Source organism: Polaribacter sp. M10, from assembly GCF_054968445.1.
Window position 1 is genome coordinate 12,492 of record NZ_JBSSBG010000006.1, and the last position, 13,247, is coordinate 25,738.

10 protein-coding genes are annotated in these 13,247 nt (G+C 29.7%); 2 read left to right on the plus strand and 8 right to left on the minus strand.

Going from position 1 to position 13,247, the window contains the following annotated elements; translation table 11 throughout:
• The first annotated feature begins 6 nt into the window (after positions 1-6).
• Both ACWYN7_RS07670 and ACWYN7_RS07675 read left to right on the plus strand, forming a co-directional pair.
• Positions 7-1,704, plus strand: a complete 1,698-nt coding sequence (locus tag ACWYN7_RS07670; protein ID WP_462859335.1) for a M23 family metallopeptidase — start codon at positions 7-9, stop codon at positions 1,702-1,704.
• 10 nt (positions 1,705-1,714) lie between these two features.
• Positions 1,715-4,162 carry a TonB-dependent receptor gene (locus ACWYN7_RS07675; RefSeq protein WP_462859336.1) on the plus strand — a complete coding sequence of 816 codons (2,448 nt, stop codon included), beginning with the start codon at positions 1,715-1,717 and terminating at the stop codon, positions 4,160-4,162.
• Here the strand turns inward: ACWYN7_RS07675 and ACWYN7_RS07680 are convergent.
• The 8 genes from ACWYN7_RS07680 to gndA form a co-directional block, all read right to left on the minus strand.
• Entirely contained in the window at positions 4,159-5,193 is a 1,035-nt protein-coding gene (locus ACWYN7_RS07680; protein WP_462859338.1) for an AI-2E family transporter, read from the minus strand. The genes ACWYN7_RS07675 and ACWYN7_RS07680 overlap by 4 nt on opposite strands.
• Positions 5,194-5,273: 80 nt before the next feature.
• A complete protein-coding gene (locus ACWYN7_RS07685) occupies positions 5,274-5,642 on the minus strand; it encodes a cupin domain-containing protein (protein ID WP_462859339.1) in 369 nt (122 codons plus the stop codon).
• Between the two features lie 111 nt (positions 5,643-5,753).
• A complete protein-coding gene (locus tag ACWYN7_RS07690; protein ID WP_462859340.1) occupies positions 5,754-6,311 on the minus strand; it encodes a hypothetical protein in 558 nt (185 codons plus the stop codon).
• 45 nt (positions 6,312-6,356) lie between these two features.
• Positions 6,357-7,910, minus strand: coding sequence for a helicase HerA-like domain-containing protein (locus ACWYN7_RS07695; protein WP_462859341.1), 1,554 nt, complete (start codon positions 7,908-7,910; stop codon positions 6,357-6,359).
• A 53-nt stretch (positions 7,911-7,963) separates the two neighbouring features.
• Positions 7,964-9,034 (minus strand): polysaccharide lyase family 7 protein, encoded by a 1,071-nt coding sequence (locus tag ACWYN7_RS07700; protein WP_462859342.1) that lies wholly within the window; start codon positions 9,032-9,034, stop codon positions 7,964-7,966.
• A 29-nt stretch (positions 9,035-9,063) separates the two neighbouring features.
• Positions 9,064-9,828 carry an SDR family NAD(P)-dependent oxidoreductase gene (locus tag ACWYN7_RS07705; RefSeq protein ID WP_462859343.1) on the minus strand — a complete coding sequence of 255 codons (765 nt, stop codon included), beginning with the start codon at positions 9,826-9,828 and terminating at the stop codon, positions 9,064-9,066.
• A 56-nt stretch (positions 9,829-9,884) separates the two neighbouring features.
• Positions 9,885-11,177 (minus strand): Nramp family divalent metal transporter, encoded by a 1,293-nt coding sequence (locus tag ACWYN7_RS07710; RefSeq protein WP_462859344.1) that lies wholly within the window; start codon positions 11,175-11,177, stop codon positions 9,885-9,887.
• Between the two features lie 19 nt (positions 11,178-11,196).
• On the minus strand, positions 11,197-13,089 hold the full coding sequence (gndA, locus tag ACWYN7_RS07715) for an NADP-dependent phosphogluconate dehydrogenase (protein ID WP_462859345.1): 1,893 nt from the start codon (positions 13,087-13,089) through the stop codon (positions 11,197-11,199).
• Positions 13,090-13,247: the final 158 nt, after the last annotated feature.

Here is a 13,247-nt window from a genome sequence, read left to right on the forward strand (position 1 = left end):
TGCCTTTTGAAACCTTTATTTTTACTCTTATTTTTATCATTGCATTTTCTTGTTTTATCACAAGAAAAATATCCAACAGATTATTTTAGAAACCCTTTAGACATTCCTATTTTTCTTTCTGGTTCTTTTGGCGAATTACGAAGCAACCATTTTCATGCAGGTTTAGATATTAAAACTCAAGGTAAAGAAGGTTTAAAAGTTTATGCAGCAGCAGATGGCTATGTATCTCGAATTAAAGTGCAACAATTTGGTTATGGTAAAGCAATTTACGTTACTCATCCTAATGGTTTTACTACAGTTTATGGACATTTAAGTAAATTTAATGATGAAATTGAAGCCTATGTAAAAAGTGTGCAATACAAAAAAGAAGATTATAACACAGGTAATCTCTTTTTTAAAGAAGATAAATTCCCAATTCAAAAAGGAGGAATTTTAGCTTATTCTGGTGATACAGGTGGTTCTGGAGGACCACATTTACATTTCGAAATCAGAAATACAGCAACCGAAAATATTATAAATCCATTATTATTTGGGATAAAAGTTCAAGATTCTACAACTCCAACCTTTCAATCTTTAAAAGGGTATCCTTTAAGTGCTGATGCAAGAATTAATCAACAACAAAAAAGTTTTCAAATCCCCATAAAAAATTTAGGAAATGGTAATTATGTGGCAGATAGAATTTCTGCTAGTGGCTCTATTAGTTTTGGTGTAAGTGTTTTTGATCGTTTTAATGGTGTACCTAATAAAAATGGAATTTATAGTTTAGAAATGCTGGTTAACGGAAAACGTTTTTATTATCATGATGTAGAAACATTTTCTTTTGCAGAAAGCAAATATTTAAATTTACATATCGATTACGAACATTATAAAAAGTACAAAAGGCGTTATCAAAAAACATTTAAAGAAACTGCCAATAAATTATCTACTTATGATAAGTTGATTAACAATGGTAAAATCAACATTCAAAAAGGATTCAATTATAACATAGAAATTATAGCCAAAGATTTTGCAGGCAACAAAAGTTCTATAAAAATTCCGGTTACTGGAAGAGAAAGTAACGTTATATATTCTGCCCAAAAAGATACTACAGCCTATAAAATTATAGCGAATAAATTTTATAGATTTCATAAAGGTAATGTTAGTGTGGCTTTTCCAAAAAACACTTTTTATCAAGATTTATATTTAGATTTTAAGGTAGCGCAAAATGTTGTGAAAATTCATAATCCGACTATACCACTAAACAAAAGTTATACCCTTACTTTTAATGTTTCTAAATATTCTGAAAAAGAAAAACAGCAAATGTATATTGCCAATTTAGAGTATCCTAAATACCCAAGATATTATTACACTAGAAAAAAAGATAGCACGTTTTATACAACAACTAAAATTTTAGGAAACTATACCTTAGCAACAGATTCTATAAAACCAACAATAAAATTGTTATACTTTAAAGATCAACAATGGATTAGCAGTGCAAAAACCTTAAAAGTAAAAATTAATGATATTGGTTCTGGCATTAAAAATTGGAGAGCTACCATAGATGGCGAATGGATTTTAATGCAATACAATCATAAAAAAAGAATTTTAACCTATAATTTTAGTGATAAAAAATTGGTGGGTAGCAAACATATCTTTAAACTTGTAGTATCAGACAATGTTGGAAATACGAATGAGATATCTGCAACGTTCTTTAAGAAACAATAAACTAATTTTTGTGAAAAAAATATTCTTATTTCTACTCTTTATCCCTAGTTTTTTATTGGCTCAAAAAACCACCATTTTAAAAGGTACTATTAAAAACAGTGAAAAAGAACCTATTGAAAATGTATCTATAAAATTTAATAAAACGGGTACATCAACAGATAAAAATGGTAATTATTCTATAAGAATTCCTTTAGACATAGAAATAACTCTTACTTATAGCCATATTGCATACAAAACCATTACAAAAAGTTTTAAAGCAAAAAACAGAAATATAATTCGTTTTTCGCCTACCTTAATTTTAAAAACGGAAAATCTAACCGAAATTGTTGTAAAAGACTTTAGAAAAGAAGCTTCAGGAATTGAATCTATAGATATAAAAACTGTACAAAATACCATTGGCCCTAATGCTGGTGTAGAAAATACTTTAATGACGTTTGCTGGCGTAAACAACAACAATGAATTAAGTACACAATACAATGTTAGAGGTGGTAATTTTGATGAAAACTTGGTTTATGTTAATGGTATAGAAGTTTACAGACCTTTTTTAATTAGATCTGGGCAACAAGAAGGTTTAAGTTTTATCAACACAAATATGGTGCAGAATATTAATTTTTCTGCAGGTGGTTTTCAAGCAAAATATGGTGATAAATTATCTTCTGTATTAGACATTACTTATAGAAAACCAACAGAAACTGCTACTACAATAGATGCAAGTTTGTTAGGTGGAAGTGTTACTTTTGAAGGTCAGTTTTTAAACAAAAAATTAAGTACAATTACAGGAGTTCGTTATAGAGACAATAGTTTGTTTGTAAATAGCAAACAAATAGAAACCAATTTTAGACCAAAATTTACGGATGTACAAACTTTTTTGACCTATGATTTTTCTGATAAATTGGAAGTAAGTTTTCTAGGTAACTTTTCTTTAAATGATTACAATTATCAACCTTTATCTAGAAGAACACGTTTTGGTACAGTTGCAGATCCTTTAGAATTAGTTGTTTTTTATTCAGGGCAAGAACAAGACAAATATTTAACTTTATTTGGTGCTTTGTCTGCAGATTATAAAGTTAATGATCATTTTACTTTAAAAACTACAGCTTCTAGGTACAACACACAAGAAGAAGAACACTTTGATATTGCTGCACAATACAATTTGGGTGAAGTAGATTCTAATATCGGTTCTGAAAATTTTGGAGAAGTAGAATTTTCTCAAGGAATTGGTTCTCAGTTAAATCATGCTCGTAACGATTTAGATGCTTTAATTACAAATGTTCAAGTTAGAGGAACTATAAAAAAAGAAGACAATCAATGGGATTTTGGTGTTAAATATCAAAAAGAAGATATTAAAGACAGAATTAGAGAATGGGAAATAATCGATTCTTTAGGTTTTTCAATTAGACCTCCTCATCATACAGGAAACAATCAACCTTACGAAGCTTTTGAAGGTGAAATTACACCTTATCAATCTATCAGAAAAGACAATAATGTTGCCATTACAAGATTCTCGGGTTTTGTACAATTTAACCAACGCTCTTTTTGGAACGATCATGAAATCTTTTATAATATTGGTGTAAGAGCTCAAAATTGGTCTGTAACTGGAAATGGAATCGAATCTAAAAATCAAACAATAATTAGCCCAAGAGCACAATTTGCCATAAAACCTGATTGGGAAAAAGACATGCTTTTTAGAGTTTCTGGTGGTTTGTATGCACAACCTCCATCTTACAGAGAATTAAGAGATTTTAATGGTGATGTTAATGTTGATGTTAAAGCTCAAAAATCTATACATTTTGTAACAGGTATGGATTACAGTTTTACAATGTGGGACAGACCTTTTAAGCTAACGACTGAAATGTATTACAAGGATTTGTCTGATGTTAATGCATATGCCATTGATAATGTTAGAATTAGATACAGAGCAGACAATGCAACTAAAGCTTTTGCCTATGGTTTAGATATGCGCTTAAATGGAGAATTTGTTCCTGGAAGTGAAAGTTGGGTAAGCTTGGGATATTTAAAAACGGAAGAAAATATTAATAATCAAGGTTATATTGCAAGACCCTCTGATCAGCGTATAAAATTTGGAATCTTATTTCAAGATTATGTACCAAATTTACCAGATTTAAAAGCCTATTTGAATTTAGTTTACAATTCTGGAGTTCCTGGTGGATCTCCTGCTTATTCAGATCCTTACGATTTTCAGAGTCGTTTAAGAGATTATAGACGTGCAGATTTAGGTGTTTCTTATGTTTTTGCTGATGCCAATAAACAATTCACAACTGGTTGGTTGTCTAAATTTAAAGAGTTAACTGCTGGTTTAGAGCTTTTTAACATGTTCGATATTCAGAACGCAATTACCAATACTTGGGTTAGAGATGTCTATTCTAAAACGCAATATGGTATTCCGAATTACATGACTGGTAGAGTTTTAAACTTTAAGTTGTCTATGAAATTTTAAAGTATTTTTCTAGACTCTATTAAAGCACCAAATTCTTTTTTGTAAATCCTTACCACAACTAAAAATAAACTTATTAAAAGTGGTCCGAAAATAAGACCAATAAATCCGAATAAAGGTACACCTACAATTACACCAATTAAGGTAATTAAAGGATGTACATTGTCGAGTTTTTTTAATACAAAAAGTCTTATAATATTGTCTGTAGAACCTACAACTACCAAACCGTAAATTAAAATTCCCCAAGCAGCAAAATTATTTCCTATAGATAATGTTAAGATAAAAACCGGTAAAATTCCCACAAGTGTACCTATAAAAGGAATCATAGAACCTACTGTTACAATAATAAACCAGAAAAACGGATCTTTAATTCCGAAAATTAAAAAACCAATCAAAGCTATAATTCCTTGTGCTATTGCCACCAAAGGAATTCCGATGGCATTAGAACGAACCATGGCTTGAGATTCTGAACCAATAATTTTTAAATTATCCTCGCTAATAGGAATGTATTCATACAAAGAAGATTTTAATTCATTTCTGTTGGTTAACATGTAATACAGCAGAAAATACATTAAACCAATTGCTATAAAAATATTAAAAGTACCTCCAGCAAAATTATCTAAGTTTTCTGATATCCAAGTAGAAAGTTCTTCTGTATTTACTCTAGAACTTAAATCGAAACTATAATTATCTTCTAGCCATTTCATTTTAGTTTTTACAACTTTGGCTATTTTTTCAGAATTTTCTACAGCTTCACCTACTTTACCTCCTAACATCAGTATAATTCCTGCTACTGGTAAAAGAATACTAATAAATGAAAAAAGCATTAAAAAAAGGGCTGCAAAATGTGGATTCCATTTCTTTTTAACAAGATATACCATCCATTTACGCAAAATAACGTAAAATGTAATGGCACCTAAAACTCCTGATAAATAAGGAATTAATTCTCTAAAGATTAAAAATGCAAATAAAACAATAAGTAGTAAGACAAAAACTTGTCTTATGGTTTTTGGAGGTATTACTTTATCTTTCATACCGCAATTTAAGTCATTTTATAACTTAAAATTGTTAATATCAATATTAAAATTAATCCAAATACTATTTTTGGGGAACACTACTCCTCTTCTCTATTTACTAAATCTATAGAAAAAGCAGGCAAACAAATGGCTAAATATTCGCATTCTACATCAAAAGGATTCGAATATTGAACTCTTGTATTTTTTTCAATTTTGATTGATTGACCAGCTTCTAACACAACAACCTCGTCTTCTATAATAAATTGTTTTTTCCCTTTTATAATATACGTGTATTCATCAAATTCAGGCGTTTGAAAAGGTTCTTTCCAATTTGGAGGTGCAACCATGTGTGCAATACTAATCTCTGTATTTTTATCAGTTGCGTTTCCAAAATGTTCTTCAATTAATTTGCCATCAGTAGTTGGTACAACAAATGGCGTTTTCTGAATTGTGTATTTTTTTTTCATAAAATTGATTACTAGTTTATAGTTGAATAGCACTCTTTTATCAACCAAAAAAATGTTCAACTAAAAATCAAAAGAAGTTTTAAGCGTTGTTCTAATGCAGAAAAGTTACTTTTAATTAAACCAAACGATAAACGATTTCATTTTTGCCAAATCAGGAATTTGTTCTAAAGAAACCTTTTGCGTACTGTAATCTCTTAAACCCAACTCTTGTTTGTCTATGGCAATTGTAGCATTTAACTCATCTAAAAATAAAGTAACAGATTGTAAAGTAGATTCTGGTCTTAAATTATTTGATGAATTTATTTCAGAAAAATTAGAGTTTAAATTAATGCCTTCGTTGGTTTTAAAACGCGGATCGTGAATTTGGATACTTTTTATGGTTGATGTAGAATCTAACTGTTCTTGAGGCACAATTGTTAGTAAATGTTTACCTCCTTTTTCATAAATTAAATACTCATCATCATCTTGAAAATAATTATCACCCAAAGCACCTTCACTTAAATTGCTTACAATAGAATCGTTTTTAAAAATCTCTTTAAGATCTTTAACAGTAGTGGTTTGGTCTATTAACCCTACTCTACCTTTTTCTATTTTAAACTTATTGTTATTACTACAGCTTATAATTAATAGTGATACCATTATTATTGGTAAAATACTTTTTTTTATCATTTGGTTTGATTTTATAAAATACAAAACGTTGTTTTTTTGATTTTGTTATTTAATTACTTTTTTTAAAATTCCAAAAACGGCTCTTATAAAAGTAGCACTTGTTAATACTTTTACTAAAGGATCTTGTCTAGTACTTCTTCTTGTTGACACTCTAGTTCTAGACTGTTTTGCTTTTTCTTTGGCTAATCTTTCTTTTTCTTTCTTTTCAGCAGCATCTTTTATTGCCTTTTCTTCTGCTTTATTAATCTTATCTATTTTAGAATTTAACAATTCATAAGCACTTTCTCTGTCTAAATTTTCGTTGTATTTGTAAAAAAGTCTAGAATTATTTATCACATTTTTAAGTTCTTTGTCTGATAAAATATCCATTCTACTCATTGGTGCACGTAACATAGTTCTTGCCAAAGGTGTTGGAATTCCTTTTTCGTTTAAAACGGATACAAAAGCTTCTCCAATACCCAATTGAGTTAAAACTTCTTTGGTATCATAATACTCAGAATCTGGATAATTTTCTGCTGCTAATTTTATGGCTTTTCTATCTTTTGCAGTAAATGCTCTTAACGCATGTTGTACTTTTAAACCCAATTGTGCTAAAATATCTTCTGGCACATCTTTAGGATTTTGAGTTACAAAATACAAACCAATTCCTTTAGAACGAATTAGTTTTACAATACTTTCTATTTGATTTAAAAGTGCTTTTGATGCTTCATCAAATACCAAATGCGCTTCGTCTATAAAAATGATAAGTTCTGGTGTACCAGAATCTCCTTGCTCTGGAAAAGTTTCGTAAACCTCTGCCAATAATTGCAACATAAATGTTGAAAATAGTTTTGGTTTATCTTGAATATCTGTTAAACGTAAAACAGAAATTATTCCTTTTCCATCTTCGTCTACTCTAGTTAAGTCTTCTACATCAAAAGATTTTTCTCCAAAAAATAGATCTCCTCCTTGTTGTTCTATTTCTATAATTTTACGAAGAATTGCGCCTGTAGAAGCTGTAGAAATTCGTCCATATTCTGCTTTAATTTCTTCTTTACCTTCGTTTGTAACAAATTGTAAAACCTTTTTAAAGTCTTTAATATCTAAAAGCGGCAATTTATTATCATCACAATATTTAAAAATGATGGCAACAATTCCGCTTTGTGTTTCTGTTAAATCTAAAATTCTTGATAAAAGAATTGGACCAAATTCTGACATTGTAGCGCGTAATCTAGTACCATCTTGTTCAGAAATTGTTAGTACTTCTATTGGAAATTTTTTAGCCTCGAAAGGAAAACCTATTTTTTGATGACGTTCATCTATTTTTGCATGACCAGGACTTGCTTTTGCCAAACCAGAAAGGTCTCCTTTTATGTCCATTAACAAAACTGGAATTCCTTTTTCTGATAAGTTTTCGGCTAATACTTGTAATGTTTTTGTTTTACCAGTACCTGTAGCACCAGCAATTAATCCGTGTCTATTTAAGGTTTTTAAAGGAACTTTTACAATTGCATTTGTTACAGTTTCTTCACCAAGCATTGCTGCTCCCAGCTCTATAAAATCTCCTTTAGTGGAGTATCCTGAATTTATGTATTCAAAGAATTCCTCTTTTTGACTCATTATTTAAAATTTCGATAAAAATAAGTAAAATTGAGATTCTAAGAAGAGATTAGTTAATCATTTTTAGTAAAATATTCTTGATTAGAAATAGAATTAGGACTTACATAGATTTTTGCTTTGTTAAACCAAACCTCTGCATAGTTACCAGTTTCGTACTGTTTTTTAAGATCTCCATCGTAAGTATCTGCACCTGAACACCAATTTTTATTTACTTCTGGTGATTTTCCATTTGTTTGATTATAACATCCTAATTTAAAAAAACAACCTTCATCTGCATAAGCATTTGCTCTTTCTACTCCATCTTGCCCAACAGGAAAAAACATATCTTTAGTTTGTTGAGAAATGTCTGCTTTTGTAGCGTAATCTGTTTTTATTAAATTTTTAGTAAATGTTTTGGTTTCATGACCTTTGCTTGAAAAAACTAGAGTCATTATTCCGTCTTTTACATTAACAGAATAACTAAACTCTTCACCTAATTCGATTCCTTCTTCTGGTTCTTCTGGATATGTATTTGCATCTGGACCTACTGTAGAAAAATCGTTACCCCAAACAGCTGAAGAATAATCCCATCTTTTAGAATTATCATCACCTAACGTATTAATTTCATAATGCCAAAAAACAGAACCTTTTGTATGCCCAGGAAATTTTTTATAGAATATCTTTAAAGGTTCGTTTTCGTGTTTGTCTGCACTGTGAATTTGCCCAACAACAACAGAATATGATGCTGCAACTGTTGCATCACCTGTAGATGAAACATTCATAACTTTTAAATTAGCCGTTAATTTAGCTTCCGTCATTGGATACCATTTTTTAGATTGTGCCAATTCTGTTCTTGTATTGTTAGAAGTACCATGAGTATCACCTGCATTTGGCGATTTAAAAACAACCCAAGTATCTTTTTCATCTTTCCTTGTATAAAAGTAATCTTTGTTTTCGAAATTAATGGCTTGCCCAACATTAGATCCATCACCTAAAATTAAACTCCAATCGTTAAAAAACGGAATTACATCACTGGCATAAACAGTTTTTGGAGCTTCTTCTTTTTTTGGTGCTTTTTTACAACTAATTATAGTTATAGAAAGCACAAAAATTGCTGTTATTATTTTTAGAATGCTATTTTTCATTTTATATTTTTTTAAAGAATTTATATGTATTACATGTTGTACACGCCACCATTAATATCTAAAGTTGCACCTGCAATAAAACCATCATATTCTGAAGCTAAAAATAAGACAGCACGTGCAACATCTGCAGCATTACCAGGTTTTTGAATTGGAATACCTGCAATAGTTTCTTTCGCTGATTCTTCTGTTGTATGTGTATTATGGAAAGATGTACCTAAAATTAGACCTGGAGCAACTGCATTTACTTTTATACCTTGTGCACCTAATTCTGTAGATAAAGCTCTTGTAAACGTTAAAATTGCACCTTTACTTGTAGCATACACTAAAGAACCTGGATGCCCACCTTTACGACCTGCTAATGATGCTAAATTTACAATACTACTACATTCATTTTTAGCCAAATGAGGTGCTGCAGCTCTTGTTACAAACATCATAGAAGTTAAATTAATATCCATTACTTTATGCCAAAAATCTGTTTCCATTTCGTTTAACAATCTTCTAGCTACTAAAGAACCTGCATTATTTATTAAAATATCTAAACTACCTAAAGTTTCTACTGTTTTATCAACTAAAATATTGGCATCTTCTTCTTTGGTTAAATCACCATTAATTACAACTGCTTTCTGTCCTTTAGATTCAGCATATTCTTTTAATTCTTTTGCTGTTGCATCACTAGAAAAATAATGAATTGACACATTAGCTCCACTATCTATAAAATGTCTAGTAATTGATTCTCCTATTCCTTGAGCACCTGCAGTAATTAATACATTTTTATTTTTTAACTTATTATTCATTTCTTGTTGATTTATATTTTTTTAATCCTACTTACTATTTTGTTTTTTAAACTACTTTAAAAATATTTTGTTAAAAGCCCTACTACTCCTGTATAAGATATAATACAAGAGAAAAATAAGGCTGCAAATAAACCTATATTAATACCTAAACTTGTTTTATACCCTTTCATTAATTTTTTATTATTTACCAAAAGAATAATACCTAAAACAACTACTGGTAATATAAATACATTAAAAACTTGCGATAAAATTTGAACTAAAATTGGTTTACCTCCAAAAAATGCAGGCCCAATTAAGGCTACTAAAGAAGCAATTGCTGTTATTATTCTAAATTGTTTTGAGTTGGTATCTAAAGTACCTGATTGGTAGTCTGCTATTAAAAGAGGTGCTATTAATAAACACGGAAAAATTGATGACAAACCTGCACTAAGTGTACCAAAAAAGAAAATGGCTACTGCAAAACTACCTGCAATTGGTTCTAGAGGTTTTGCCATATCTAAGACATTATTTACAGGATTACCTTGATGATATAAAGCGCCACAAGCAACTGCCATAATTGCACCACTAATTATAAAAACCAAAATTGCTGCTGTAATTGCATCTTTACGTTGTTTTCCTAAATCTTTTAGTCCCCAATTTTTTCCTTTAACAAATAAAGGTCTAGACAAAAAAGTTGCTGCAGCCATTGTTGTACCCACAAATGCTGCAACCATCATTTTTCCTGAAACCATTGGGTCTTTAGAATCTGGTATGTTCGGTATTAATCCTTCTAAAACTTCTGATGGATGAGGATAAACAAAAAATAAAGAAATTATAAAAGATAACCCCATAAATGACACAAATATGACTAATATCTTTTCGAAAAAAGTGTATTTCCCTACCAACATAATTGCGTAAAATACACTAACTATAATAATAGAAATAATTAAAACGGCTTCATATTCATAAGCTTTTAGGCTTTCAAAATTTAAGGCAAAAATTTCATAAAGCATATTAGCAGAAATTGTTAAAATACCCATAAGTGAGCCCCATTGCCCAACAGAAACTCCGATTATAATTAAAATAGCCAGAAATTTACCTGCTTTTAAATATTTCTTAAAGCTATACAATGCTGTTTCTCCTGTAATTAAGGTATAATTACCATAAACAAACATTAGAATTCCAGAAAATAAACAACTTAATAAAAGCACCCAAGTTAATTGCATACCATAGGCACTCCCTGCTTTAATCATAGAGGTAACACTACCTGTACCAATGGTATAACCGATTGCAAAAATACCGGGTCCAAAACTTAAAATTAAGGCAAGTATTCTTTTAAAAAGAGTTTTTTTCTGTTTTGTAGTTTCCATATATATCTTTAAATTTTACTTATTCTTGCCAGTTTGTGTGATAGAATTTCCCAGAAGCATCATCATTTCTTTGATAAGTGTGAGCTCCAAAATAATCTCTTTGTGCTTGTATAATATTTGCTGTAGATGCTTCTTTAGAAAAGTTATTTAAAAAACTAATTGCATCTGTTAGAGCAGGAATTGGTTGTTCTTTTAAAATACTTTCTGCAACTACTTTTTTAATATTAGGTTTTAAAATAATTAATTCTTCAACTATTTTTTTACTTAATAATAAGTTATCTGTAGTTTTAAATTCTTCTACTAAATCTTCCATTAAATCAGATCGAATAATGCAACCATTTGTCCAAATTCTTGCTAGCTCACTTAAATTTAAATTCCAAGAATGTTTTTTTGATGCTTCGTTTATCAACTTAAAACCTTGGTAATGATTTACAATTCTTGCAAATTGATATGCTTTTAAAATATCTTCTTTATCAATTGAAAGCGCATCAAAATTATTTGTATCAAAACTTTTGCTGGCTGTAACTCTTTCATCCTTAAAAAAGGAAGCATACCTGGCAAATAAAGATGTGGTTATCATAGAACTTGGTATGCCCAATTCTGCAGTGGCAATGGTTGTCCAGTTTCCTGTACCTTTATTACCAGCTTTATCCATAATTTTATGAATTAACCAATCATCACCTTCTTTTTTTCTTAGAATATCTATAGTAATTTCTAATAAATAGCTGTTTGTAGAAGTTTTCCAAGTTTCTAAAATATCTGCGATTTCATAAGGATTATTGCCTAGATTTTTTAATAAAATATAAACTTCTGCCAATAATTGCATTTCTACATATTCAATTCCATTATGCACCATTTTTACAAAATGTCCACTACCTTCTGTACCAATATATGTACAACAAGCGTTTCCGTTTTTATCTTTGGCGGCTATGGCTTCTAAATAATTTTTTATTTTATCGTAAGAATTTTTGCTTCCTCCAGGCATGATAGAAGGTCCTTTTAAGGCTCCTTCTTCTCCACCAGAAACTCCAGTTCCTATAAATTCGATGTCTTTGGATTTTAAATAATCGAAACGTTCTAATGTTTTTTTGTAGTTCGAGTTTCCTCCATCAATTAAAACATCTCCTTTAGATAAATAGGGTAGCAAATCGTTAATAACAAAGTCGGTAGTTTTACCAGCATTTACCATTAACATGATCTTTCTTGGTTTTTGTAAAGAGTTTACAAACGCACCTAAATCATCAAAAGGTTGTGCTTCTGATAATTCTGAATACTGATTTGTAAAATTCTTAGCAACATCAACTTCTAAATCATCTACGTGCCTATTGAAAAGTGACAGTTTAAAGCCATTATTTGCTAAGTTTCTACTTAAACTTTTTCCCATTACTCCTAAGCCAAAAAGACCAAATTCTGACTTATTTTCTAGATTTTCTTTTATGGTTTTCACAATATCTTTTTGTGTTGATTTTACATTGATATGCAGTGCATTCTTTGGTTCTTCTAAAGTATTAAACTGAGATTCTAAAAGCTTAGATCCCATAAAATGCCCTTTTCTATTGTCTAATCTTTCTTTAATTAGCGCAAAAGAACCTTTAAGAAAAACCCATTCAGAGTTTATCTCTATTGTATTTTCTAATATATTTCTGTAAGATTGCTTTAATGCAGAACAAACAATAACACAATCTTTATTATCATTGATTTGTGTTTTTGCTAATTTGTTTAAATTTTGAAGCCAACTAAATCGATCTTCATCTTGTAAAGGAATTCCGTTAGACATTTTTTTAACGTTGCTTTCAGGATGAAAATCATCACCATCAAAAAAAGAAATTTTTAGTTCTTCTGATAAAAGTTTGCCAATGGTACTTTTACCTACTCCTGAAACTCCGATTACAAAAATTACTCTTGGATGCATTTTAAAATATTTGGACAGCCAAACTGGTAAACCAATCTGGCTATCCAAATATAAATTAATTTATTCAATTAATTGTATTAATAATAATTCATTTTAATAAAAAAATGATAGTTGATAATAAGAGAATGTAAAATGTCTGAAATAGTCAATAATATAGA